The organism is Colidextribacter sp. OB.20 (assembly GCF_009911595.1).
Lineage (GTDB): Bacteria > Bacillota > Clostridia > Oscillospirales > Oscillospiraceae > Lawsonibacter.
In genome coordinates this window covers 16299-41790 of record NZ_QWKG01000035.1, presented here as the reverse complement: position 1 = coordinate 41790, position 25492 = coordinate 16299, and the positions used below count along the sequence as shown (strand labels likewise).

20 protein-coding genes and 2 tRNA genes are annotated in these 25492 nt (G+C 59.3%); 9 read left to right on the top strand and 13 right to left on the bottom strand.

The features are described from left to right. Positions 1–437 precede the first annotated feature (437 nt). The 13 genes from D1641_RS09950 to D1641_RS09890 form a co-directional block, all read right to left on the bottom strand. Entirely contained in the window at positions 438–1766 is a 1329-nt protein-coding gene (locus D1641_RS09950) for a DNA adenine methylase (protein ID WP_160665217.1), read from the bottom strand. Further along, on the bottom strand, positions 1759–2433 hold the full coding sequence (locus D1641_RS09945; protein WP_160665215.1) for a hypothetical protein: 675 nt from the start codon (positions 2431–2433) through the stop codon (positions 1759–1761). The genes D1641_RS09950 and D1641_RS09945 overlap by 8 nt, the downstream gene beginning before the upstream one ends. 477 nt (positions 2434–2910) lie before the next feature. Next, positions 2911–2986, bottom strand: a tRNA-Met gene (locus tag D1641_RS09940). A 3-nt stretch (positions 2987–2989) separates the two neighbouring features. Then, positions 2990–3076 (bottom strand) — tRNA-Leu (locus tag D1641_RS09935). A gap of 329 nt (positions 3077–3405) precedes the next feature. Beyond that, entirely contained in the window at positions 3406–4764 is a 1359-nt protein-coding gene (locus tag D1641_RS09930; RefSeq protein WP_160665214.1) for a PFL family protein, read from the bottom strand. A gap of 12 nt (positions 4765–4776) precedes the next feature. After that, complete coding sequence (locus tag D1641_RS09925) at positions 4777–5046, bottom strand: ACT domain-containing protein (protein WP_160665212.1); 270 nt, start codon at positions 5044–5046, stop codon at positions 4777–4779. A gap of 104 nt (positions 5047–5150) precedes the next feature. Further along, positions 5151–5726, bottom strand: a complete 576-nt coding sequence (gene yfbR / locus D1641_RS09920) for a 5'-deoxynucleotidase (protein ID WP_347707414.1) — start codon at positions 5724–5726, stop codon at positions 5151–5153. A gap of 243 nt (positions 5727–5969) precedes the next feature. Further along, positions 5970–6629 carry a helix-turn-helix transcriptional regulator gene (locus D1641_RS09915; RefSeq protein ID WP_160665210.1) on the bottom strand — a complete coding sequence of 220 codons (660 nt, stop codon included), beginning with the start codon at positions 6627–6629 and terminating at the stop codon, positions 5970–5972. Positions 6630–6772: 143 nt separating this feature from the next. Then, positions 6773–8416 (bottom strand): Na/Pi cotransporter family protein, encoded by a 1644-nt coding sequence (locus tag D1641_RS09910; protein ID WP_160665208.1) that lies wholly within the window; start codon positions 8414–8416, stop codon positions 6773–6775. A gap of 235 nt (positions 8417–8651) precedes the next feature. Then, positions 8652–9383 (bottom strand): histidine phosphatase family protein, encoded by a 732-nt coding sequence (locus D1641_RS09905; protein WP_160665206.1) that lies wholly within the window; start codon positions 9381–9383, stop codon positions 8652–8654. Positions 9384–9406: 23 nt separating this feature from the next. Further along, positions 9407–10237, bottom strand: coding sequence for a rhamnulose-1-phosphate aldolase (rhaD, locus tag D1641_RS09900; protein ID WP_160665204.1), 831 nt, complete (start codon positions 10235–10237; stop codon positions 9407–9409). A gap of 70 nt (positions 10238–10307) precedes the next feature. Further along, complete coding sequence (locus D1641_RS09895) at positions 10308–11726, bottom strand: arabinose isomerase (RefSeq protein WP_160665202.1); 1419 nt, start codon at positions 11724–11726, stop codon at positions 10308–10310. Further along, complete coding sequence (locus D1641_RS09890) at positions 11720–13000, bottom strand: rhamnulokinase family protein (RefSeq protein ID WP_160665200.1); 1281 nt, start codon at positions 12998–13000, stop codon at positions 11720–11722. Before D1641_RS09890 ends, D1641_RS09895 begins: the two co-directional genes overlap by 7 nt. 190 nt (positions 13001–13190) lie before the next feature. Between D1641_RS09890 and D1641_RS09885 the strand changes: the two genes are divergently transcribed. The 9 genes from D1641_RS09885 (at position 13191) to D1641_RS09845 (ending at position 25479) form a co-directional block, all read left to right on the top strand. Beyond that, positions 13191–13667: a YbaK/EbsC family protein gene (locus tag D1641_RS09885; protein WP_160665198.1), complete on the top strand. Its 477-nt coding sequence runs from the start codon at positions 13191–13193 to the stop codon at positions 13665–13667. A gap of 118 nt (positions 13668–13785) precedes the next feature. Further along, positions 13786–15081, top strand: a complete 1296-nt coding sequence (locus D1641_RS09880) for a galactokinase family protein (RefSeq protein ID WP_243149342.1) — start codon at positions 13786–13788, stop codon at positions 15079–15081. A gap of 135 nt (positions 15082–15216) precedes the next feature. Continuing rightward, entirely contained in the window at positions 15217–16719 is a 1503-nt protein-coding gene (gene galT / locus D1641_RS09875) for a UDP-glucose--hexose-1-phosphate uridylyltransferase (RefSeq protein WP_160665196.1), read from the top strand. Between the two features lie 123 nt (positions 16720–16842). Next, entirely contained in the window at positions 16843–17775 is a 933-nt protein-coding gene (cysK, locus tag D1641_RS09870; protein WP_160665194.1) for a cysteine synthase A, read from the top strand. Between the two features lie 381 nt (positions 17776–18156). Next, a complete protein-coding gene (locus tag D1641_RS09865; protein ID WP_160665192.1) occupies positions 18157–18921 on the top strand; it encodes an IclR family transcriptional regulator in 765 nt (254 codons plus the stop codon). Between the two features lie 163 nt (positions 18922–19084). Next, a complete protein-coding gene (locus tag D1641_RS09860) occupies positions 19085–19711 on the top strand; it encodes a TetR/AcrR family transcriptional regulator (protein WP_160665189.1) in 627 nt (208 codons plus the stop codon). Beyond that, positions 19708–21090 (top strand): TolC family protein, encoded by a 1383-nt coding sequence (locus D1641_RS09855; protein WP_160665187.1) that lies wholly within the window; start codon positions 19708–19710, stop codon positions 21088–21090. Before D1641_RS09860 ends, D1641_RS09855 begins: the two co-directional genes overlap by 4 nt. A 91-nt stretch (positions 21091–21181) precedes the next feature. After that, positions 21182–22354: an efflux RND transporter periplasmic adaptor subunit gene (locus D1641_RS09850; protein ID WP_160665185.1), complete on the top strand. Its 1173-nt coding sequence runs from the start codon at positions 21182–21184 to the stop codon at positions 22352–22354. A gap of 5 nt (positions 22355–22359) precedes the next feature. Further along, positions 22360–25479 (top strand): efflux RND transporter permease subunit, encoded by a 3120-nt coding sequence (locus D1641_RS09845; RefSeq protein WP_160665183.1) that lies wholly within the window; start codon positions 22360–22362, stop codon positions 25477–25479. The last annotated feature ends 13 nt before the right edge of the window (positions 25480–25492 follow it).

Here is a 25492-nt window from a genome sequence, read left to right as displayed (position 1 = left end):
ATTCTACAGCTTCAGCTTTGAGACGACAAAAGACACGGCTGGCTGCCGTGCCTTATACCGTAACTATATTGTAGGAGAGCGGATAGTTTTTTGATTTTTCAATTATCCATTTCAAAACAGAAATTTGGTTGAATGCTGAACACTATCCTACTGCCTTCCGTTTTCACCATCCTGCTTATTGAACCGCCTGTATTACAAGGACCACTATCACCAATTTCCTAATACCCCTAGGCCCCATTTTGGTCCCCTCTGGCCCTTTCCATTCCTTCAGCATACCCCTAACCCCTCCAGCCCTTTCCAACCTTCCCAGAACCCTCTGGAACGCTGTACGCTTCAGCTATACACCCCCCTTATTAAATCTACTTACTAATACCAACAAGCCGCAAAAAAAGTACCCACTTCCAAAAGTGAGTACTTTTTATTTTATCTATGCTCTTTTAATAATTGTACCAAATGACCTCTACACGCTTATTATCTTTCTTACTTCCAACGCCTGTTGTTGTATGAAATTCTTCCCGGTGCCATCCTGTGCCCTCATTCAAATATTTGTTGTACAACTGCAAATCATAGTTTGATACCAGAATTCTGCATTTCGCTTTTTGAATACAACGTAAAAACTTTTCTTGGTCGTCATATCCAAATGACATAGAGTATATTTTACCTAAATTCTTAGGCATTCTATCCCCATAATTCTTTTTAATTGCGTCTGATAAACGAGGTGTACTGTCAACATCAATATCCTTTAACAGCTCTTTTTCGCTATCCACGCTGATATATGAAGGGTCACAGTACATCATAACACGGGGATTGTTTATCCACTCATTCAACACTTGAAACGCAGATGGTACTTCATTTAATGGGGTGTCCGGGTCTATAAACATCATATTTCTAAAAAAGGCCATAGCGTCAATTTGAAAAACTTCTACGCCCTCTAATCTTTCAGCACAGTCAAACAGTTTAACGATCTGCCGTCTGTACTGCTCATCTGTTTTAAACTTCTCGGCGCTCCATGTTTGCCCCATTCCATCCCGTGACTGCTGAAATACTACATAAGTTGCTATTGCTAAATCCATGTCAGAAATGTCTATACTATAATCTCTTGACCGCTCAAGAAAACCTTGTGTTTCTTTTAACTGATATGATTCAATCCAGTCAGCAAGATAATTTCTCAATGTTTCTTGGAATTTCCTACGCTCTTTAGCAGTCTTACCTTTTGCGTTGTGTTCTTCCGCTTGCAATACCTGTTGCAACTTATTTAAACCAGCTTGTACTGTTGGTATTATTTTATGTGGTGGTGTTTTTCGTTTTGGGTTAACTGCCTTTTCTGCCATTTCAAAAGACTGCCATAATATTTCATCAAGTAAGTCATTTGCGGTATGGGAACTAACAATCTTTTTATCAATCAATAACCGACGTAACCGAATTTTTGATTGTTCTTCTAAATCTTTTTCAGCACTATCAAAAACGGTCTTTTGTTTATCAAATTCCGCCTGACTATAAACCGTTTCATCTTCCAACCTATGTATAAATTCCACTGATTTAATGGGGTCGGACAGTATACGCATTAGAGCGGTCAAGCCTTCACTGTAATCATTATAACACTCGACTTTATGACGAGGTTTGTTTAACAACACCCGGCACATACCACCAAATGGAGTGACAAAGATGTCCGTATCATCATAATTAAGCCGGTCAGCGATAAAGTGGGCCATGCGGCCCTTGCCGCCATAGTATGGAGCAATCGAAAGAGTATCCCTTTTATTCATCCCCATCATCCCTTTTTTTCCGCTTCTCCTGTTTTTCTGGCATAGTAATGCCTAATTTCTGTCTATGAAATGCAATAACTCTTTCTGGCTTAGTTCCTAATCGTTTTAATATTGCATACCTTCCAGACACCACACGAATATATTCATCTTGGTCAAGCTGCTTTCGCAGCTTCTTCAACTCATAGTCACCATAACCACAGTCATGCGAGAGTTCATTAAACATATTAACCGGAATATAACAAAACTCCTCAGATATGTATTCTGTGCCTTCTGCAAAAAATTCCTTCACTTCTGTAATCAAATTACTGTACCGTGTATCATCCTTGGAGAAAATGACTTCCCCAACTTCAATATTTGCATATTCCTTTTCAATCTCACGGGCCAGATCTCTAAAATAGGTATCCCCCATAACTACACCGAATTTCTTGAAGTCCTTCATATCACGGCCCAAATCTACTATGGAAGTAATTATAGAACCGTTCTCGTTCCCATCCTTAAAATTCGTAATTTTCATGCTTTCTATGTGCGTCTGAGCATCTTTATAAATGACCAGCTTAAACTGAAACCTACTTTCTAATTCAGCCTTAATACTATTTTTCAAGTCCACACTGAAAGTACTGCTTTCCTTATCTAATACCCAAAAAACTTTTTTAGAATTTTCCGCCATAACATAGCCCTCCAAAATCTTTATATATAAGGGTTAACTATTTTAACTGTATCATATATGGCGAAGTTTGTCTATATAAACAAAAGAGATACCTGCCCTAAATTAAGCAAGTATCCTAACAATCAAAAAACATATATCGGTTACAGTGGTTATTGCGGTTACACTGGTTACATTTTCTAAACTAGCTGACTTCTATAAATAGAATAACTTATATGAGCATTTTTGTCAAGTACTAATTTCCTTATTCCAATTTTCACACAGGTGCGAAAAAAGTGAAACTTTTCCCCCACACTTACCAACAGTACTCAACATTTACCAATAGTAATTACAAATAATTCCAATTAGTTTCAACTATTCTTAATCGCTCCAGTCATCACAGAAACACTGTATATTGTAATAAAACTAAGATATTACACAATATATAGCATAAAACAACAAAAAAAGAAGTAGAGATTAGATATCTCTACTTCCTTTTTCTGGTTGCGGGGACAGGACTTGAACCTGCAACCTCCGGGTTATGAGCCCGACGAGCTACCAATTGCTCTACCCCGCGATATGGTGCCGGAGACCGGGGTCGAACCGGCACGGGATCGCTCCCACGGGATTTTAAGTCCCGGGCGTCTGCCAATTCCGCCACTCCGGCATGGGTGGCTTCCGGTCTTAGATGCTTAAATAGAATATCACAAATCCACGGTCATGTCAAGAGAAATTTTTCAATTGATTTCTCAAAACAAATTGTACAAAAATCGTCACATTTTCTTCAGCCTGCCGCATATACTGATATGTATATCACAAATCTTACACATTGGAGGAACCGGAATGAACGACAACAGGCCTCAAAAGCCATCCGATATACCCATACCTAACAGACCCGACCTGGACGACCTGATTTTTCAGGGAGAGAGCTGGCTGGCCAGCGACCGATAAAGTGGCGTCTCCTTTCGGAGGCGCCACTCTATATGTTATATGCGCTCAATTTTTCAAGCTCTGCATAGGGGCCGGGATAAGGCCGCCCCGGGCCACAAAGTCTCTGGCGGAGAAGGGGTGAACCGGCTGGACGGGGGCGGAGCCCAACAGTCCGCCGAACTCCACCGTGTCCCCCACGGTGCAGCCGGGGGCGGGAATAATCCGCACGGCGGTGGTCTTGGAGTTGACCATGCCGATGGCCGCCTCGTCGGCGATGATGGCGGAGATGGTCTCTGCGGGGGTGTCGCCGGGGACGGCAATCATATCCAGCCCCACCGAGCACACGCAGGTCATAGCCTCCAGCTTGTCCAGGGTGAGGGCGCCGCTTCTGGCGGCGGCGATCATGCCCTCATCCTCGCTGACAGGGATAAAGGCGCCGGACAGCCCGCCCACATGGGAGGAGGCCATAACGCCCCCCTTCTTCACCGCGTCGTTGAGGAGCGCCAGAGCCGCGGTAGTGCCGTGGGTGCCGCAGACCTCCAGGCCCATCTCCTCTAAAATCCGGGCCACACTGTCGCCGATGGCGGGGGTAGGGGCCAGGGACAGGTCCACAATGCCAAAGGGGGTGTCCAGCCGCCGGCTGGCCTCCTGGGCCACCAGCTGGCCCATACGGGTGATACGGAAGGCGGTCTTTTTTACCGTCTCGGCCACCACGTCAAAGGGCTGGCCCTTTACGTCCTGGAGGGCATGGTGCACCACGCCGGGGCCGGAGACACCCACGTTAATGACCCTCTCCGGCTCGCCCACCCCGTGGAAGGCCCCGGCCATAAAGGGATTGTCCTCCACGGCGTTGCAGAAGACCACCAGCTTAGCACAGCCGAAGCCCCCCCGATCGGCGGTTTTTTGGGCCAAATCCTTGATGGTCCGGCCCATAAGGGCCACTGCGTCCATGTCGATGCCCGCCTTGGTTGAGCCCACATTGACGGAGGCGCAGACAATATCCGTTGCAGCCAGGGCCTCGGGGATGGAGCGGATGAGAATGCGGTCGGCGTCGGTCATGCCCTTCTGAACCAGGGCGGAGAAGCCGCCGATAAAGTTGACCCCGCAGGTCTTGGCCGCCCGGTCCAGAGCCAGGGCGAAGGGGACATAGCTGTCCGTCTCCGCCGCCGCGGCTACCAGGGCGATGGGGGTGACGGAGATGCGCTTGTTGACGATGGGGATGCCGAACTCCTTCTCGATGGCCTCGCCGGTGGCCACCAGCTTTTCGGCGTATCTGGTAATTTTATCGTATACCTTGTCACAGGCGGTTTTCACATCGCTGTGGGCGCAGGAGAGCAGGGAGATGCCCATGGTGATGGTGCGCACATCCAGATGCTGCTGGTCAATCATCTGGATGGTCTGCATGATCTCGTGTTGATTTAACATGGCAGCCACCCCTTATATGCGGTGCATGGCGTTGAAGATATCCTCCCGCTGGATGCGGATAGACAGGCCCTCCTCCTGGCCGGCCTGAGCGAGGATGTCGGCCATATCGCCGATGGACTGCTCACAGGCGGCGGTGTCCACCAGCATGACCATGGTGAAAAACTCCTGCAAAACAGTCTGCGTGATATCCAGAATGTTGATGTTGTGCCGGGCGAGGAGGGAGCATACGGCGGCGGTAATGCCCACCCGGTCCTTGCCGATGACGGTAACAATGGCTTTCATAACAAAATTCCTTCCTTATGACATTTTGTAGGGCGTGACCACCCGGCACGCCGCGCCTATATTGTCTGTCCGAAAACGGCGCGCCGGGTCGTCGCGCCCTACGGTCAATTCAACTCGTCCAATGTCAATTCAAACCCGTCCAAAAAGTGCTCCATGAAGTATTTCAGGGCGGGGCTGGGATTTTCACGCAGGGCGGCGAAGGTCTGCTCCTTGGCCTTTTTGAACTCGGTATTCCCCGCCTTCAGCTCCTCCACACACTTGAGGTAAGCAGACAGCTTGTCCGCCGCCTTGACAATGGCGTGGACCTCCGGATCAGGGATGGTGACCGCCTCCTCAAAATCGGGGCGCAGGTCAGGGGGGAGCATGGACAGCAGCTTGCGCTCCGCCACCGCCTCCACATCCTTGTAGGCGCTCTGGATGTCCGGGTTGTCGTATTTGATGGGGGTGGGCATGTCACCGGTGAGAATCTCGCTGGCGTCGTGATACAGGGCGGCCACCGCCACAGCGCCTGGGTCGATCTGCCCGCCGAAATAGCGGTTCTCGATGACGGCAAGGGCGTGGGCCAGCACCGCCACCTGGTGGGAGTGCTCCTGGATGTTCTCCAGCCGGGTGTTGCGCATCAGGCCCCAGCGGTTGATGTACCGCATCCGGGAGATCATAGGGAAAAAGTTGTAGGCCACAGTTACAAACGCTCCTTTTTTCAAGTCTCCCTATTCTACCATAGCAAAAGAAGCTTGTAAACCGGAAAACTTCCGGGAGAGCATAAAAAGGCCCCCTTCGCAAAGGGGGCTGGCACGGCAAAGCCGTGACTGGGGGTTTTTCTTCCCAGGAGGCGGGGCGTTTCGATAGAAAAACCCTCCACCACCGGCTTCGCCGGCGGTCCCCCTCCCTTTTAAAAGGGAGGCTTTTTCCGCTGCGGCGGGTTATGTTTCCTCCGGCGGCCGCTTCTTTTTCCAGGCCCTCCAGGTGAAAAACATCAGCGCCAAGGTCAAAGAGCCCCGGACAATCCCTACCGCGATGGCAAAGACGGTGGAGCGATATCGGATTCCCGGCACAGTGATAAAGAGATACAGCCGCTGAAGTCCTCCTACAAGTCCCCAAGGGCACACAGCGACATATGGATTCAAAACCAGACAACTCAACGCTACCGCCAGCCATCCAGTGATTAAAAAGGGGTGCTTCCTTGCCAGCAGCAGGGGCAGGCCCAGGATGACCAGGGCGGCCGCCGCCCAAATCAGCAGGGGAGCGCCCATGATCCCAATGACAGCCAGGGCCACGCCTGTGATCTCCATCACGACGCCCAGAGTTTGGATGGGGGTCAGACCCCGTTTTTCCCGCTCCACATAGACCACCTGGGGCTGGGGCGGCTCCGGGGGCTGAGGGCGCTCCCCCTCCCGGACCAGTTCGTCCACGCTCACGCCGAACAGGTCGGCAAGCTTAATGATCTTGTCCAGGTCGGGGGTGGACTGGCCCGTCTCCCACTTGCTCACACTCTGCCGGGAGACCTCCAGCTTCTCCGCCAGGCTGTCCTGAGACATGCCCTTCTCTGTCCGCAGGGACAGGATTTTTTCCGCCAACGTCATGGTGTTTCCTCCTCTCGATTTTCCTTAATTATAGGAAAAATCGGCCAAAAAGCAATCAAGCGGACTTGGAAATTCCCGCAACCAACAGTTGCGGCCCGCAAAAAACGGCCCCGTGGTTCCACGGGGCCGCAATTTTTCAGGAATCACAGGGGAATCTGAGCCTTGGTCAGCTCCTGGGCGATGTTGAGAACGTGGTCGCCGATACGCTCGAAGTCGGTGAGCAGCTCGGAGTACAGGATACAGGCCTCGTCGGAGCAGACCCCCTCCCGCATCCGGGCCAGCTGGCTCTGCTGGAACTGGCGGGTCATGTCGTCGATCTTCTGCTCCACCTGGGCCACCTGGGCCAGCCAGTTGGGCGTGCCGGCCTCGCTGGACAGCAGGGCGGACATGGCCCGCAGAGAGATATCCCGCATCTGGTTCAGCTCCTGTCTGGCAAAGTCGGACAGGGGGATGTCCTTCTCCTCCAGCATCCGGGTGTAGCCGGCCAGATTGTCGGCGTGGTCGCCGATGCGCTCAATGTTGCCCGAGATGGAAAAGAGACTGCTGACGATCTGGGACCCGCGCTCGTTGGTCTCAATAGAGATGAGCTGGGATATGTAGCGGGAAATTTCCCGGTTGAGATAGTCGATATACTGCTCCCGGCTGTCCACCCGCTCCAGGGGGGAGGTGTCCCGGTCCATCACAGCCTTGAAGCTGGCATCCACATTCTGCCGGGCCATCTCCAGCATCCGGCGCAGCTCACTGCGCAGCTGGTCCACCACAATGGCGGAGACGCCCAGGCCGCCCTCCCGGCCGCCGGCGGCCACAGGGGTCAGATAGAACAGGCGCATCCCGTCCTTCTGCGTGGGCTGCTCCGTGTCCGGGAGAATCCGGGTAGCCAGCCGGGCCAGATATCCGCCGAAGGGGAAGAGCAGAACGGTGGTGGCAAGGTTGAATACCACGTGCATCACGGCGATCTGACCCATAGGCCCGGGGACCAGCTCCTCAATCAGCCCGGTGAGGGGGAAGATCATAACCACAGCGGTGAAGATCACTGTGCCGATGACATTGAAGAGGATATGGACGCAGGTGGCCCGTTTGGCGTCACGGTTGACGCCGAAGGAGGCCATCACGGCAGTGATACAGGTTCCGATGTTCTGACCGAACAGGATGTAGACCGAGGAGGAGAACTCCACCGCCCCGGCGGCGGCCAGGGTCTGCAAAATACCGATGGAGGCGGCGGAGGACTGGATCAGGGCGGTGAACAGCGCGCCGAAGGTAATGCCCAGCAGGGGGTTGGAGAGGGTGGCCATCAGGTGAACAAAGGCGGGAACGTTCCGGAGGGGCTCCATGGCCGCGCTCATCATGTCCATGCCCAGAAAGAGGATGCCCAGACCGGCCAGCAGCTGGCCGATGTGCTGGAGGCCGGGCTTTTTCACAAAGACCATCAGGGCCACGCCGGCGAAGGCCACCACCGGGGCCAGCGCTCCCACGTCCATGGCGATGAGCAGGCCGGTGGTGGTCTTGCCCACATTGGCCCCCATGATAATCCACACCGCCTGGTTCAGAGTCATCATGCCCGCGTTGACAAAGCCCACCACCATCACCGTGGTGGCCGAGGAGGACTGGACAGCGGTGGTAATCAGCGTCCCGATCAGAATGCCCATCAGAGGGTTGGAGGTCAGCCGCTCCAGAACGGCCTTCATCTGTCCGCCGGCGGCGGCCTCCAGGCCGGCGCTCATCATCTGCATCCCGTGCAGGAACAGCGCCAGGCCGCCAAAGACGCCTAAAAGTTCTAATAAATCCATTCTTTTCCCTTCTTCTCCCGTCACATTGCCTTTTTCGAGCAATACTCCGAAATTCTTCCATTATCATTATAGGGAGAAAAGTTGGCCCTGTCAATGTCAATACGTCCAAAGGGCGAGTCTTTTTTCGCCATACTGCCTCATTTTTTTGAAACATATCCAGTATTCCTGCGAAAAATTGTGTTTATCTGGCAAAAACCCTCACCACTGTGCATATTTCCATTTTTTCAAACGGCGCCTAATCCCGCCGCTCCCAGTCATTCTGGTAACACTCTCTGAACCGGGCCGCGAAGGAGGGCTCCTCGCCGCCGGCATACAGGTGGGAGGTATCCCCAAAGCTCAGCATTCTAAAGGAGGCGGTCCCCTCCCGGCGCTCCTCTGTCACCACAGTGGTGACGGAGGAGGGCGCGGCGCAGCAGCCGTGCCACAGGACCATGGGAGACAGGTTCAGCAGGCGGCTCAGGAGGACGCAGGACACGCCGAAGTGGCAGAACAGCACCAGAGTGTCGTTATTTGGGGCCAAAACCCGGTAGAAGCGGCCCTCACGGCGGTAGCCATGGCCTTCCAGCAAGCGGTCCAGCTCCCCTGTGACCCAGTCGTACTCCCTCTTGACGTCCCCCTCCACCATGGCCGGGGCCTGATGCCACTGGTCCTCCCGGAAGAACCGCTCCTCCGCAGTCCAGTCCTGGGGCAGCCAGTCCCAGGGGATTATTTTTTGGCCGGACACGTCGGGGCGCCGGATGGGGGCATGAAATTCCCGCAGCCACAGACACTCCCGGGCAGTCCGGCCTACCCCCTCCAGGGTAAGCGAGGCGGTGTCCTTCGCCCGGCCCAGAGGGGAGACATAGTAGGCCCTCGCCGGTATCCGGGCCAGCCGCTGTGCCAGCAGCTCCGCCTCCCGCCATCCCTTATCCGTCAGGGAGTCACGCTCATAGTCCGGCTCCGCGTGGCGTACAAGCAGCAGCCTCATAAAAGCACTCCTTTTCCAGTTGCTCAGTCGTTCTTTTCGTACAAATACCGCTCCGGCAGCTCCACCTTGAAGTCCTTAGCCAGGTCCCGGAAGTCGTCGGGCCGGATGGTCTGGCGCTTATAGGGCTGCATCGACCGCAGCTTGACCAGAATCTCGGCGGATTTCTCCACTGTGTGCATCAGGCCGAAGGTGAGGTCAAAGTCCTCGCCGGAGCAGAACAGACCATGGTGGGCCCAGACGGCCACATCATACTCCTTCATCAGCTCCGAGGTGGCAACGGCAATCTCCCGCCCGCCGGGGACCATCCAGGGCACCACGCCGATGCCGTCCGGAAAGACGACCGGACACTCGGTGGCCATCTCCCACAGCTCCCGGGTAAAGGCCTCGCTGGTGGGGGGCAGGGCAAAGGTCAACGCGATGATGTTGGCGGGGTGGGCGTGATAGATCACCCGGTGTTTTCCTCCGGCGGCGGCGAGCTTCACCTCGTGGTTCATCAGGTGGGTGGGCAGCTCACTGGTGGGCCGGCCCCCGTTGACCAGGCCCCAGCAGATACGGTAGTTCTCGCCCTCCCCGTCCAGCTCGATGAGGCAGAAGGAGTCCTCGGGCTTAATGGTGACGTTGCGGAAGTACTTGCCCGAGCCGGTGACCAGGAAATACTCCCCGGCCAGCCTGGGGACGGCGGCGCCGATGGGCCTCCACTCCCCGGGGCTCAGCTCCTCCCGGACGGACTCCACCTCCTCGGGCTTGACCCGATAGCTCAGGTTGCCCCCGTTGCGCTCGTGCCAGCCCTGGAGCCAGCCGTCCTCCGCCGTGCGCATGAAGCCCTTGACAAATTCCGCGTCCAACATGTTCATGATAACATTTCCTTTCTGATATCCGCCCCTGCGGACGGCAAATTTCTTCGGTATTGGGTATCGTGCAGTTTTACCGCGTTATGACGTCCACCGGCACATTAAAGATCTTTGCCACCTTCAAAATGGTGTCAATGTGCCGGCCCGAGGCCGCAGCCATATGGTGGGTGGGGCCGGCCTCGCTCCAGCGGTCGCAGAAGGCCCGGGCTCCGCAGGTGAAGCGGGTGCGCATGTTGGTGTCGCCAAAGGTGAAGATGGGGCCCTCCTCGTTGACCCCCTCGGCCGCCACGAATTTGAACCGGCCGTCCCGGTCCTGGGTGATGCCCAGGTAGGTCACCGGACCCAGATGGGGATAGAACTGGGTCAGATACCCGCCCCCCGTCTTGCCGTGGAACACGGGGACAATCTTCATGGTGGGCTTTTGGGCGGAGATGTCCGCGTCGCCCGAGCCGCTGTGGCCAATGATGCAGATATCCTCCTTGAAGTCGATGGAGTACATCTCGGACAGCTGGCCGGTTCCGGAGATGGTCTTGAGGATGCTCATAGCCATAGCGACCTTGATATCTCCCTCCACGGCGCAGGCCACCCCCTGCTTGATGAGCATGGAGAAGGCGGGGATGAGCATACTGTCCAGCACGCCCGCCTTGCCCTGGGCAAAGCCGTCGTAGTGGGAGGCGATGAAGGCGATCTGCTCCTCCTTCACCCACCGCTCGAAGGCCACCACATACCTGGCCATCTCCCAGACCTTCTCTGCGGTGCCGCCCCCCTCGATGTCGAAGGTGTCCAGAATATCCTGGGCCTTGGCCCGGATGGCCGCCTCGTCGGCGACATCGTCGGCGATGGCCCACAGCTTCTCCCAGTCAAACTGCTTGGTGTACAGCCACATCCGGTGGTAGAGGTTGGTCTCGTCGATATACAGGTCCATCATGCCGGGGTAGGGCCGGCCAATCTGGGCCAGATTGGTGTCCCGGAAGCGGCGGCGCACCTGGGCGGCCCTGCACCAGTCCTCAAGCTCCGCCTGGGCATGGGGGTCGCCCCCCTCCACCACCCCGGTGATGACGGCGTGGCGCTTGCCCGCCCGCTCCAGGTCGGCCACCATCTCTCCCACCGCCCCGCAGGCGTACAGCTCGCCCAGCCAGGTGGCGGTGTCGGTGTTGGCATAGTCGGGGGCCAGCTTCTTCTGGAGGTTGACCAGCACGACGGGCACGTCCAGGTCCCGGACGGCGGGGAGCATATTATAGGAGGTGGCATAGGTCAGCAGCTGGAGGATCACCAGGTCCACGTCGGCGCTCCGGAACCTGTCCCCCGCCGCCTGAGACAGCTCCTTGGTGGTGACCAGGCCGCCGTCAATGAGCTCCACGGTGTCCGGAAGCAGCTTCTTAAAGGCCTCATACTGGGCCTGGAACTCGGGTACCAGGGACGGGAACTGGGGCAGATAGGCCCCCAGGGCGATGGCGAACACGCCTACCCGGGCTTTGGTTTCCACTAACATGACATACCCTCCATTTGAATTTTAAGATTTCCCAGGGCGGTGGCCTCGATGGGCAGGGCAATTACTTTTTTCCCCGTCGCTTCCTCCGTCAGCTGGTTCAAGAACTGGTTCTTCGCCCCGCCGCCCACAATATACAGCTTGTCATAGGTCCTGCCCGTGTTCTCCTCCAGCTCCCGGATGGCGTTCTGATAGCTCAGGGCCAGGGAGCGGTAGGCACAGCGGAAGTAGTCCCCCACTCCCTCCGGCTTCTCTTCCAGCGCAGCGTTGAAGGCAGCCTGCATGCTCTCCGGAGCCAGGAAGGCCCGGGCATTTGCGTCTACAGTACCGTCGAAGGCGCTCTTCTCCGCCTCAGCCACAATCTCCGGGAAGGGCTTGTCCGGGCACAGCTCACCCCGGAGGCGGTTGACAATCCACATGCCCATAATGTTCTTCTGGTAGCGGTTGCAGCCCACGCCCCCCTCGTTGGAGTAGTTGGCGGCCATGCTCTTTTCATCGGTGAGGGGCCTGGGGGTCTTGACCCCCAGCAGGGACCAGGTCCCGGAGGAGATATAGAGCTGTTCCTCCTCCATGGGGATGCCCTCCACGGCGGAGGCGGTGTCGTGGGTGGCGCACAGCACTACCTTGATCCCCTCGTACTCGCCGATGACCGTCCCCGGCTGGCTGAGCTTGGGGAACAAATGGGCGGGCAGGCCCAGCCTCTCCACCAGCTCCAGGTCAAATTTCCCCGTCCGGGCGCTCACCAGCCCGGTGGTGGTGGCGTTGGTATATTCCTTTGCCTTCACCCCGGTGAGCCTCCACATGAGGTATTCGGGCACCATAAGAAAGTCGGTGACCCCCTCCAGCCGACCCTTTTGCAGGTCGTCACAGAGCTGATAGAGGGTGTTGAAGGGCTGGAACTGGCAGCCGGTGCGGGCGTACAGCTCCGAAAAGGGGACTTTTTCGTGGACGGACGGGATCACCGCCTCCGTCCGCCCGTCCCGGTAGGCATAGCAGGGCCGGAGCTCCTCCTCCCCCCGGAGCAGGACGTAATCCACCCCCCAAGTGTCGATGGACAAGCTCTCAATGCAGGGGAACCGCCCCAGGGCGGCGTCGATGCCCGCCTTGACGCGGGGCAAAAGGGCGTCCACATCCCAGGTGAGATGCCCGTTCTCCTCCTTTACCCCGTTGGGAAAGCGAAAGACCTCCTGTGTTCTCAGCGCGCCATCCTCCTGCCAGCCCACGATGTGCCGTCCGCTGGAGGCCCCGATATCAATGGCTAAATAGCAGCGTTTCATACATTCCTCCTGTTTCAGCCGCGCTTCTCTCCGCTCAGCTGGTTATTTTTTACTATACCACATCTGCGCCTTCAGGTCCAGCGGAAAAACACTATGTTGACTTTTGTTTTCTTTTGGCGCATTCTTATAATCAGTTACCTGATTTCTAATCTTACGCCGCTCCGGCGGCAAAGCAGCAGGAGGAATATTTATGGCAATCGAAAAGGCAAGGGCCTATCTTAACACCTTCGGGGTCGCGGACCGGGTGCTGGAATTTGACGTATCCAGCGCCACCGTGGAGCTGGCCGCGCTGGCGCTGAGCTGTCAGCCCTGCCGGATCGCGAAAACCCTCTCCTTTCTGGCGGACAGCCGCCCCATCCTGATCGTCATGGCGGGGGACGCCAAAATTGACAACCACAAGTACAAGGCCCAATTTGGCACCAAGGCCAAGATGCTCACCCCGGAGGAGGTGGAGGCCCTGGTGGGCCACGGGGTGGGCGGCGTGTGCCCCTTCGGCGTCAATGAGGGGGTAACCGTCTATCTGGACGCCTCCCTCAGGCGCTTCGAGACGGTCTTCCCCGCCTGCGGCAGCAGCAACAGCGCCATTGAGCTGTCCATACCCGAGCTGGAGCGCTATTCCGGCTGCGCCGCCTGGGTGGACGTGGGCAAGGGCTGGGCAGAGGCCTGAAAATTCACACGCCGTTCCCGGTTTCATGCCAAGAACCCCTTGTCCGTCCCCCTCCGGCATGCTATAATGGCCTTGAACATTTTTCCAGCTTCAGTAATTCAGAAAGAGGTGACCTCCCTTGAGTACCTGCAATGCCCTGCTTGAGGCTCTGCGGGCCGGCCGGCACGACCCGGCGCTGTCCGCCCTGTACGCCCTGGACGGCACGAAGGACAGCCTGGACCGGGCCCGGGATCGGGCCTGCCGCGTGGTCCAGTCCCTGATGGACGCCTTCTCCCCCGCCGGAGACGCCGCTCTGTTCAGCGGCCCCGGCCGCACCGAGATCGGCGGCAACCACACCGACCACCAGCACGGCCGGGTGCTGTGCGGCAGCGTGGACATGGACATGCTGGCCTGCGCCGCCCCCAACGGGAAAAACGTCATCCGCGTCCAGTCTGAGGGCTACCCCGCCCTGGAAATCGGCCTGGAGGACCTGTCCGTCCGGGAGGAGGAGAAAAACACCTCCGCCGCCCTGGTGCGGGGGGTGGCCGCCAAGGTCCGGGAACTGGGCTATCCCCTGTCGGGCTTTGACGCCTACGCCACCTCCACCGTCCTGTCCGGCTCGGGCCTCTCCTCCTCCGCCGCCTATGAGACCCTCATCGGAAACATCCTCAATTACTTCTGCTGTGGAGGCGCCCTGGACGCCGTGACCATCGCCAAAATCGGCCAGTACGCCGAGAACGTCTACTTCGGCAAGCCCTGCGGCCTGATGGATCAGATGGGCTCCTCGGTGGGGGGCGCGGTGTTTATCGACTTCAACGACCCCGCCAACCCCATTGTGGAGCGGGTGGACTACGATTTCACCAGGTCGGGCCACGCCCTGTGCATCGTGGACACCGCCTCCAGCCACGGCGACCTTACCGACGACTACGCCGACATCACGAAGGAGATGGGCGCGGTGGCCGCCCATTTCGGCAAGCAGGTGCTGCGGGAGGTGCCCCAAGAGGAGTTCCACGCCGCCGTCCCCGCCCTGCGCCAGGAGTGCGGCGACCGGGCGGTGCTCCGGGCCATGCACTTCTACAGCGACGACCGCCGGGCCGCCCAGGAGGCAGGCGCGCTGAAAAAGGGGAATTTTGAAGCCTTCCTGAATATGGTAAACGCTTCCGGCCTGTCCTCCTCCCTGTGCCTGCAAAACACCTGGTCCATCCACGACCCCAAACAGCAGGCCATCCCTCTGGCTCTGACGGTGGGGGAGTATCTGCTGGACGGCATGGGGGCCATCCGGGTCCACGGCGGCGGCTTCGCCGGCACCATCCAGGCCTGGGTGCCCGAGGAGTACCTCACCGTGTTCAAAAACGGCATAGAGGAGCTGTTCGGCCCGGGCAAGTGCCACGTGCTCCACATCCGCCCCATCGGCGGCTGCGTGGTGGCGGAATAAAAGAGAACCCCTCTGCGAGACGGACTGTAGGGCGGGACGACCCGGCCCGCCGCCCGTGGAATATCTCTTACAACAGCACGGCGCGCCGAGGTCGTCGCGCCCTACATTAAGTGCAGGCAACAAGGAGAGATGACTATGATTGACAACGCCATTTCCAGGCTGGCAGGCTACGCCTTCCGCTCCGGACTGATTGAGGAATGTGACCGGACCTGGGCCATCAACACAATATTGGATGTATTAAAGCTGGACAGTTATACAGAACCGGCGGAGAAGGACTGGGAGACAGGGGACATCGAGCTGGCCCCCATCCTGGAGGAGCTGTTGGACGACGCCTACGCCCGGGGGGTGCTCACCGAAAATTCCGTGGTCTACCGGGACCTGTTCGACTCTGAGCTCATGGGCCGGCTGACGCCCCGGCCCAATGAAGTGCGGGAGAAGTTCCACTTCCTCTATAAGGATGACCCCGAGGCGGCCACCGACTGGTACTACGCCTTCAGTCAGGACACCAACTACATCCGCCGGGACCGCATCGCCAAGGACATCCAGTGGAAGGCCCCCACGGAATACGGCAACCTGGACATCACCATCAACCTGTCCAAGCCGGAGAAGGACCCCAAGGCCATCGCCGCAGCCAAGAACCTCCCCGCCTCCGCCTACCCCCGGTGCCAGCTGTGCGCTGAGAACGAGGGCTACGCCGGCCGGGTGAACCACCCCGCCCGGCAGAACCACCGCATCGTCCCCATTACCATCAACGGCTCCCCCTGGTTTTTGCAGTACTCCCCCTATGTCTACTACAACGAGCACTGCATCTGCCTGAACAGCGAGCACGTGCCCATGAAGATTGACCGGGCCTGCTTTGGCAAGCTTCTGGATTTCGTCCGCCAGTTCCCCCACTACTTCGTGGGCTCCAACGCCGACTTGCCCATTGTGGGCGGCTCCATCCTGGCCCACGACCACTTCCAGGGGGGGCGGTACACCTTCGCTATGGAGGAGGCCCCGGTGGAGACCCCCTTCACCTTCCCCGGCTTTGAGGACGTGGAGGCGGGCATCGTCAAGTGGCCCATGTCGGTGGTGCGGATTTCCTCCGAAAATCCGGAGCGGCTCATCGACCTGGCGGACAAGCTTCTGCTGGCCTGGCGGGGCTACACCGACGAGGATGCCTTCATCTTCGCCGAGACCGATGGCGAACCCCACAACACCATCACCCCCATCGCCCGCCGCCGGGGGGACAAGTATGAGCTGGATCTGGTGCTCCGGAACAACATCACCACGGAGGAGCACCCCCTGGGGGTCTACCACCCCCACGCCGAGCTCCACCACATCAAGAAGGAGAACATTGGCCTCATCGAGGTCATGGGCCTGGCCGTCCTCCCCGCCCGGCTGAGGGAGGAGCTGGCCGCAGTGGCCGACGCCCTGGTCTCCGGAGCCGACCTGCGCTCCAGCGAGCTGACCGAGAAGCACGCTGATTGGGCGGAGGGCTTTTCCGGGAACTACACCATCACCAGGGAAAACGCCCTGGACATCGTCCGGAAGGAGACCGGCCTGGTCTTTGCCCAGGTGCTGGAGCAGGCCGGGGTCTATAAGCGTACCCCGGCAGGCAGGGAGGCCTTCCTCCGTTTCCTGAACGCCGCAGTCTAACCTCTTCAGCGCGCCTCGGGTTCCTCCGCGGCGCGCTGAATGTTTGAGAAAATGCCTATTGACAGGTCCCTTGTCCCGGAGTACAATCCATATAAACCCACTTGAAAGGTAGGGAAGCCATTTATGAGCCAAATCCATACATCCGTCGATCAGCTCATCGGCGGAACTCCCCTTCTGGAGCTGACACACATTGAAAGGGCCCATGGTCTCCAGGCCCGCGTTCTGGCCAAGCTGGAGTACCTCAACCCCGCCGGCAGCGTGAAGGACCGGGTCGCCAAGGCCATGATTGACGACGCCGAGGCCAGGGGCCTCCTCAGGGAGGGCTCCGTCATCATCGAGCCCACCTCGGGCAACACAGGCATCGGCCTGGCCTCGGTGGCCGCCGCTCGGGGCTACCGGATCATCATCGTTATGCCCGAGACCATGAGCTTGGAGCGCCGGCAGATTATGAAGGCCTACGGCGCCGAGCTGGTTCTCACCGAGGGCACCCTGGGCATGACCGGGGCCATCGCCAAGGCTGAGGAGCTGGCCAGGGAGATTCCGGGCAGCTTCATCCCCGGCCAGTTTGTCAACCCCGCCAACTCCGCCGCCCACCGGGCCTCCACCGGGCCGGAAATCTGGACAGACACCGATGGAAAAGTGGACATCTTCGTGGCCGGCGTGGGCACCGGCGGCACCCTCACCGGCGTGGGGCAGTATCTGAAGGATCAAAACCCCCAGGTGAGGGTGGTGGCTGTGGAGCCCGCCTCCTCCCCCGTCCTGAGCGGGGGGGCCGCCGGCAGCCACCAGATTCAGGGCATCGGCGCAGGCTTTGTTCCCCAGGTGCTGGACGCCCAGGTCTATGACGAGGTCATCGCCGTGGAGGACGACGACGCCCTCGCCGCCGGCAGGCTGGTGGGCAGGGCCGAGGGTATACTGGTGGGCATCTCCTCCGGCGCGGCGGTGTGGGCGGCCATCCAGCTGGCCAGTCGGCCGGAAAATCAGGGAAAAACCATTGTGGCCCTCCTCCCCGACACCGGCGACCGCTATCTGTCCACCCCCCTGTTCGCCGGCTGATTTTGATTGGAATGTGTTTCCGCCGTCCTCACAGCGGAGATCCGTTTTTGTTCAAAACAGCCCCTGTCCCACATACCTTGCACAAAATCCATCGCATTTTTTAGTATATTTTACCATTGGGATTCGAATGTTTTTTAGAAAACGCTGTTTTTAAACAGAAAACAGCAGACTTTTCTTTAAAAAACAGTCCATCTCCCCCAATTTTTTACAGAACACGCCTTAAAAACCGGCTTGCAAAACCGGGAGCTGAATGATATTTTAGTTGCAGAATCAGGCGCTGTTTGAAAAATGGAACTATGCACAGCAACGAGGGTTTTTTTGCCAGACAAGCCCCAAGCTGGTTTTTACCCGGAGCTGTCAAGCGAAAGGATGGATAAAGCGATGGACAATCAGGAGCCCAAGGCAAAATCCCTGGCCAAAGCGCTGAAGGTGCTCTCCTGCTTCACCTCTCAAGAGCCCGTACTGGGCGTGACGGAGCTGGCGGAGCGGATCGGGGTTACGAAATCTAATATTCACAACATCCTGTCCACCTTTACCTCAATGGGATATCTGGACCGCCGGCCCGACGGAAGGTATACCCTGGGGCTTAAATTTTTGGAGTACGCCTTTATCATCAATCAGAATCTGGGCTACCCCAACGCCATCTACGACATCATGCAGGACACCGCCACCCTCACCGGAGAGATCGTCTACTTCGGCCTGCCTTACGGCACCAATGTGCTCTACCTCTATGTGGCCCACCCCAAGGACCGCATGGGGATGCTCCCCTACCGGGACGTTCTGGGCCTGACCTCCCCCTTCTACTGCACCGGCATCGGCAAGGCCATCCTGGCCCACATGCCCGAGGAGGAGTGGATGGATCACATCCCCAAGCACCCCGCCGCCTATCAGCCCAACACGATCACTGACGTCAGCGCCATTTTGGACGACCTGCGCCGGACCAGGATGCGGGGCTACTCCATCGACGACATCGAACGGGACCCCAATATCCGCTGCGCGGGGGTGCCGGTCTACAACTCCCACGGCAAGCTGGTGGCCGGCCTGAGCACCGCAGGCCCGTCCATGACCATGACCGACGCCAAGCTGATTGAGTGCGCCAGAATTTTGCAGAGCGCGGCACTGAGAATGCGGGAGCGAATTTATTAAGGAAGCCGGGAGCCGCTGCTGACGCAGCGGCCCCCGTTTTTTGCGCCGGTAAAAATTTAACGAAAGCTTCACAATTCTTTTCTTGACAGCGTCCCGCCTGTTTCGTATAATTTGTGACAGCCTGTCATGAAATGACAACCTGTCACAGAGAGGAGGGAGTCCCATGCCAAGCTCCACATTTTTCCGGCTCCCCGAGGAAAAGCGGCATCGGCTGATCGACGCCTGCTGGGGAGAACTGACCCGGGTCCGGTTTACCGACGTATCCATCAACCGGATTATCGCGGCGGCCCATATCCCCCGGGGCAGCTTTTACCAGTACTTCTCCGACAAGGAGGACCTGATCCGTTACTTATTGGAGGATCTGCGGCAGTATTTCATCACCCTGCTCCGGGAAACCCTGACCGAGGCGAAGGGTGACCTGTTCGCCCTGCCGCTGATCGCCTACGACCGCTTTATCAGCCGGCAGGGGCACACCGACCCCATGCTCACCCTGTTCATCCGGCTGATGACCCTGAACAAGGGCATGGATTTTCAGAGCCTTATTGGCGGCCACGAGAGCTTTCTCCCCGACCCGCTCTGGGAGGTGGTGGACCCCTCCTGCCTGCGGCGCAGTGACCGGGAATATGCCGACCAGGTCTTTCATCTGGCCTGCGCGGTATTGGCCTTCGCCATTGTAGAGACTCTGGAGGGCTCCGTACAGAGCCCGCAGGTGCGGGAGAAGATCAAATTGCGGACGGACCTGCTCCGTTACGGCGGGGCGGCCGAGGGATACAAGGAGGAAATTGCATGAAGCAGCGAACCACAGCTCTTCTGCTGGCAGCGGCGCTGGCCTTGGCCCTGCTGGGCACCGCCGCCCTGGCGGAGGAGGGGGGCGCCCCTGGCGCCGCCAGCGCTCAGCCGGAGGCCGTTCAGCCCTATGAGCCGGAGGACAGTACCTCCCCCGACGCCTCCGCCGCTCCGGCGGAGGGGGAACCCAATCCCGAGGGGGAGGAAGGCGCTCCGGCAGAGGATACGGAGTCCGAGACCTCCGAGGAGCCCCAGGAGGAGGAGTACATACCCGACCCGGTGGGGGCCATCTCCTTTCAAAATCTGGAGCGCCGGATGCGGGAGGGCAACCTGTCCCTGCTGGCCCTGGAGGAAAACATCCAGGCCATTCAGGTCATCGACTACGACAAGCTGGAGGACAACCTCCGGAAGGGGATGAACGCCATCGCCGACCAGCAGTGGATGCTGACCACCACCATGCCGGGCATGGGCAGCATGATGGCCGCCTCTCTGGATTCCCAGTACGACGCCCTGCGCAAGACTTTTGACGACATCCGGGAGGGCAAGCTGCAAAAGGACAACGCCGGCCTGGTCTGGCAGCTGGAGAACGCCCAGAACCAGGTAGTCATGGCTGGAGAGACGCTGTACATCGCCCTGCTGGAGCTGGAGAACACCGGCCGGGGGCTGGACCGCCAGCTCACCGCCCTGGACCGGACGCTGCAGGAGCTGGACCTGCGGTATCAGCTGGGGCACATCTCCTCCCAAACCCTGAAGCAGACCCAGGCGGGCCGCACCGCCCTGGCCAGCGGCCGGCAGACCCTGAGCAGCAATATCCAGACCTGCAAAATGCAGCTGGAGCTGCTCATCGGAGCGGAGCTCACCGGCAATCTCCGGCTGTCCGCCCTGCCCCAGGTGACGGGGGCGGAGCTGGAGGCCATGGACCTGGAGGCCGACCTGGAGGCCGCCAAGGCGGCCAGCTACAGCCTCTATGACGCCGGGCAGACTCTGGAGGACGCCCGGGAGGACTACAAGGACGCCCAGGACAAGTACGGCCCCAGCGAGCGGCGCTATGAGTTTCTCCAGGCCAAGCACCAGTGGCAGGCGGCCCAGTACAACTACGACAGCACGGTGCAGAACTATGAGATGAGCTTCCGCACCCTGTATCTCCAGGTAAAGGACTATAAGCAGGTGCTGGACGCGGCCAGGACCGCCATGGCCGTAGAAAAGGACAACTGCGCCGTCTCCCAGCTGAAGCACAGCCAGGGAAAACTGTCTCAGAACGCCCTTCTGGAGGCTCAGGACAAGGTGACCGAGGCCCAGGAGAAGGTGGACAGCGCCGCCATCGACCTGTTTACCGCCTATCACAACTACCGCTGGGCCGTGGATTACGGCATTTTGAACTAAGGCTGCATTTCCTCCCCTCCGTGGGGAAGCAGCATGAAGTGGAAAACCGGGCCGTAGTCTACGGCATTCTAGAATGAAAAGGAGACCGTCCATGAAGCACACTCGAATCTTTTTCACGGCCCTGGCGGCGGCGGCTCTGCTGTCTCTGGCCGCCTGCCAGCAGGAGGAGGCTCCCTCAGACAGCTCCGGCGGCGCCCCCGCCGGCGTGGCCGTCCAGGTCCAGGAGGTCAAAATCGACACCATCTCCACCGAGAACAAGGTGTCCGGCCGGGTGGTCACCGACGGCCAGGAGTCCCTCTTTGTGATGACCAACGCCCAGTGCACCGCCGTCTTTGTGGAGACGGGGGACACAGTCACCGCCGGACAGAAGCTGTGCGCCCTGGATCTGGCCAGCACCCTGTCCTCCTACAACGCCGCCAATATCAGCTACAGCTCCGCCGTCCAGAGCTACAGCGACCAGGCCGCCATCTTCGACAAGCAGATCGCTCTGGCGGAGAAGAACGTCAGCGATTTGAAGGCCCTCTTTGAGATCGGGGCCGCCTCCCAGCTGGAGATCGACCAGGCCGAGCTGTCCCTCCAGACCGCCCGGGCCCAGCGGGCCTCCACCCTGGCCCAGCTGGAGGCCGGGATGCAGAGCTACAAGTCCAATGTGGAGCAGCTGTCCTCTGTGCTGGAGAACGTGGACGCCGCCGGCAACGTCATCGCCCCCATCGCCGGCACTGTGGTCACTCTGAACGCCTCGGAGGGCGGGTTTATCTCCGCCTCCGCCCCGGTGGCCGTCATCGACGGGGTAGACCGGATGGAGGTGGCCGTCTCGGTGTCTGAGGCCCTGGTGCCCAAGCTGGCCCGGGGGGACGAGGCGGATGTGTCCATCAGCTCCCTGGGCGTCAATGTGGTGGGCACCATCAAGAGCATCGACCTGGCCGCCAGCATGCAGACCAAGCTTTACAATGTCACGGTCTCCATCAATGAGGATGTGGACGGCCTGCTGGCCGGCATGTTTGCCGACGTGTCCTTCCGCACCGACACCTCCGCCAACGCCATCGTCATCCCCACCGAGGCCATTCTCACCAGCAACGGCCAGCAGTACGTCTTTATCGTGGAGGACGGCGCCGCCCGCTATGCGGCCATCACCACCGGCCTGACGGGCAGTGGTGTCACCGAGGTGACCTCCGGGCTGGAGGCCGGCGACCAGCTGGTGGTTGTGGGCCAGGCCTATCTGTCCGACGGTGACGCGGCGCGCATCGTCTCCGGGGAGGGCTGAGGCTGGTGAGTATCCCTAAATTTTGCATCAAGCACAAGGTCACCACCCTGATGGCGGTGATTATGATCTCCATTTTCGGCGTGGTCTTTACCACCCGGCTTCAGCTGGCCCTCCTGCCCGACATGGAGGCCCCCGCCGCCCTGGTGATGTGCTACTACAACGGCGCCACTCCCACCGATATGGAGGAGCTGGTCACCCGCCCTCTGGAATCGGCCATTATGTCGGTGTCCGGTGTGGACGGGGTGAGCTCCACCTCCTCCGACGGGGTGAGCCAGGTGCAGATCACCTATGTGGAGGGGACCAATCTGGACATCGCCGCCACCAAGCTGCGGGAGCAGTTTGACCGGCTGTCCCTCCCTGACGGGGCTATGGACCCCATCATCGTCAACATCAACATCGGCGACCTGATGCCCTCCGCCCTGATCGCCCTCCAGGGGGACGACCTGGCCTCCGTCCAGGCCCTGGCGGAGGACACCGTGGCCCCCGCCCTGGAGCGGATCGAGGGCGTTGCTCAGGTCACCATCTCCGGCGGCGTGTCCCAGCAGATCGCCGTGGAGCTGGACCCCATCCGGACCTCCGGCCTGGGGCTGTCCAGCTCCTATATCGCCCAGATCCTCACCGCGGAGAACCTGCTCTTCCCCGGCGGCGACATGCACAACGGCACCCAGACCCTCACCGTCACCACCAACGCCAAGCTCCAGACCGTGGAGGATGTGGCTAATGTAATCATCCCCCTCCAGACCGGAGGGACGGTCCGGCTGTCCGAGGTGGCCAGCGTGGCCCTGGAGACCGAGGACCCGGAGGCCATCGCCAAAACCGACGGCACCGCCTGCGTGGTGCTCCAGGTCTCCAAGCAGTCCGGGGCCAACGAGGTAGCCACCGCCGACGCGGTGGTGGAGGAGATGGAGAAGCTCCACGCCAAAAACGGCGCGGTGACCTATACCGTGCTGTACACCGCCTCCGACTACATCAACATGGCGGTAAACGCCGCCGTGCAGAACATCGAGATGGGGGTCGTCCTGGCCGCTGTGGTGGTTTTCCTCTTCCTGCGCCGGTGGGGAGCCACCGCCACCATCGCCGTGTCCATGCCCGTGTGCATCCTCACGGTGTTCGTGCTGATGAACGTGTTCCACCTCACCCTGAACATGATGTCCCTGGGGGGCATCGCCATGGGCGTGGGCATGATCGTGGACAACTCCATCGTGGTGCTGGAGAACATCTACCGCTACTCCGCCGAGGGCCGCAGCCGCCTGGAGTCCTGCGTGGAGGGCACCCGGGAGGTCTTTACCTCCCTCACCGCCTCCACTCTCACCACGGTGGCCGTCTTTCTCCCCCTGGGCCTCACCGGGGGCATGGCTGGGATGCTCTTCGACGACTTCTGCCTGACCATCTCCTTCCTCATCCTGGGCTCCCTGGTCATCGCTGTCACCCTGGTCCCCCTGCTGTGCTTCTTCCTGCTGGATGAGAAAAAGGTCCACCAGCACGCCCTGAAAAAGGCGGCAAAGAAGGCCCAAAAGCGAGCGGAGGGCAAGCGGAGCTTAGGACACCGCCTGAATGAGCTCTACACCAGGCTGCTGAACTACTTTGTCCACCACCTGTGGGTGGGGATGCTGGCCTCCGCCGGGCTGGTGGCCATCTTCATCCTGGCCTGTCTGTCCACCAAAATGGTCCTCATGCCCTCTATGGATCAGGGCATGGTCCAGATTTCCGTCAGCACCCCCGTGGGAACCGAGGTGGAGGCCACCGCCGCCATCGCCGACCGCATTGTGGACCTGGCTATGGAGAACATCCCCGAGCTGGAGTCGGTTTACCATCTGACTCAGCCTGAGTCCTCCAGCGTCAACCTGGTGCTGACCGATAAGGAGGACCGGGACCGCAACTGTGACGACATCGCCCAGGCCATGCGGGAGCTGATACAGGACATCGCCGGGTGTGAAATTACCATTACCGCCTCTGACATGACCGCTCTCATGGGCAGCGGGGCGGATATCAGCATAGACATCACCGGCAGCGACTACGAAACCCTGGTGATGATCGCCCGGGACCTGGCCGCCCAGATCAGCCAGCTCCCCGACGCGGTGGACGTGTCCACCTCAGAGGCCAGGGAGGTGGAGCAGGTCACCGTCACCATGAACCGGGAGGCCGCCTCCCAGTACGGCCTCACCGCCGCCTCCGTGGGCGCCGCCGTCCGGTCCGAGCTGTCCGGCTCCACCGCCACCACCGTCACCATCAACAACAAGGAGCTGGACGTGGTGGTCCGGGGAGACGGCACAGCTGCCGCCAGCCTGGACGCCCTGAAGTCCATGGCAATTCCCTCCGCCTTCGGCGGGACGGTGCCTCTGTCCGCCGTAGCCAATGTGGACATCGAGCTGGCCCCTCAGAGCATCACCCGGGTCAACCAGTCCCGGCAGATTTCCGTCACCGGCGACACCATCAGCGGCGACACCACCGCCATCACCCGGGAGATCACCAAAATCCTGGAGGGCTACACCCTCCCGGACGGTTACACCGCCCAGATTTCCGGCGCCTACGAGGACATGATGGACAGCTTCGGCGACCTGCTGCTGGCCCTGCTGGTGGCCCTGGGCCTGGTGTATTTCGTCCTGGCCTCCCAGTTTGAGTCCTTCCTCATGCCGGTCATCGTCATGATGATCCTGCCCGTGGCCTTCACCGGAGCCCTCTTCGCCCTGCCTCTCACCGGACGGGATCTGTCCATGATCTCTCTGGTGGCCCTCATCATGCTGGCCGGCACGGTAGTCAACTCCTCTATTATCCTGGTTGACTATATTCGCCAGCGCCGGGAACGGGGGGAGAGCCGGGAGGATGCCATCCTCCACGCCTGCCCGCTCCGCGTCCGCCCTGTGCTTATGACCACCCTCACCACCATTCTGGCCCTGGTGCCCATGGCTTTGGGCCTGTCCGAGGGGGCGGCGGAGATGATGAGCGACATGAGCATCACCATGATCTCCGGCATGGTCATCTCCACCATTATCACCCTGCTGTTCACGCCGGTTTACTATTCTGTCATCGACAATCTGAGCCACATCTTCTCCCGGAAGAAGAAGCCCGAGCCCCCCGCTCCCCCTCCCGCGGAGGAGGAAGCCCTCCCCGCGGCAGCGGAGTAATAAAAAAAAGGCG

Bases quoted from the DNA above. Each gene is read 5' to 3' on its own strand.
- D1641_RS09950 (WP_160665217.1), bottom strand. From the start codon at position 1,766: ATGAATAAAAGGGATACTCTTTCGATTGCTCCATACTATGGCGGCAAG.
- D1641_RS09945 (WP_160665215.1), bottom strand. From the start codon at position 2,433: ATGGCGGAAAATTCTAAAAAAGTTTTTTGGGTATTAGATAAGGAAAGC.
- D1641_RS09930 (WP_160665214.1), bottom strand. From the start codon at position 4,764: ATGTTAAATCAACACGAGATCATGCAGACCATCCAGATGATTGACCAG.
- D1641_RS09925 (WP_160665212.1), bottom strand. From the start codon at position 5,046: ATGAAAGCCATTGTTACCGTCATCGGCAAGGACCGGGTGGGCATTACC.
- D1641_RS09915 (WP_160665210.1), bottom strand. From the start codon at position 6,629: ATGACGTTGGCGGAAAAAATCCTGTCCCTGCGGACAGAGAAGGGCATG.
- D1641_RS09910 (WP_160665208.1), bottom strand. From the start codon at position 8,416: ATGGATTTATTAGAACTTTTAGGCGTCTTTGGCGGCCTGGCGCTGTTC.
- D1641_RS09905 (WP_160665206.1), bottom strand. From the start codon at position 9,383: ATGAGGCTGCTGCTTGTACGCCACGCGGAGCCGGACTATGAGCGTGAC.
- rhaD (WP_160665204.1), bottom strand. From the start codon at position 10,237: ATGAACATGTTGGACGCGGAATTTGTCAAGGGCTTCATGCGCACGGCG.
- D1641_RS09895 (WP_160665202.1), bottom strand. From the start codon at position 11,726: ATGTTAGTGGAAACCAAAGCCCGGGTAGGCGTGTTCGCCATCGCCCTG.
- D1641_RS09890 (WP_160665200.1), bottom strand. From the start codon at position 13,000: ATGAAACGCTGCTATTTAGCCATTGATATCGGGGCCTCCAGCGGACGG.
- D1641_RS09885 (WP_160665198.1), top strand. From the start codon at position 13,191: ATGGCAATCGAAAAGGCAAGGGCCTATCTTAACACCTTCGGGGTCGCG.
- galT (WP_160665196.1), top strand. From the start codon at position 15,217: ATGATTGACAACGCCATTTCCAGGCTGGCAGGCTACGCCTTCCGCTCC.
- cysK (WP_160665194.1), top strand. From the start codon at position 16,843: ATGAGCCAAATCCATACATCCGTCGATCAGCTCATCGGCGGAACTCCC.
- D1641_RS09865 (WP_160665192.1), top strand. From the start codon at position 18,157: ATGGACAATCAGGAGCCCAAGGCAAAATCCCTGGCCAAAGCGCTGAAG.
- D1641_RS09860 (WP_160665189.1), top strand. From the start codon at position 19,085: ATGCCAAGCTCCACATTTTTCCGGCTCCCCGAGGAAAAGCGGCATCGG.
- D1641_RS09855 (WP_160665187.1), top strand. From the start codon at position 19,708: ATGAAGCAGCGAACCACAGCTCTTCTGCTGGCAGCGGCGCTGGCCTTG.
- D1641_RS09850 (WP_160665185.1), top strand. From the start codon at position 21,182: ATGAAGCACACTCGAATCTTTTTCACGGCCCTGGCGGCGGCGGCTCTG.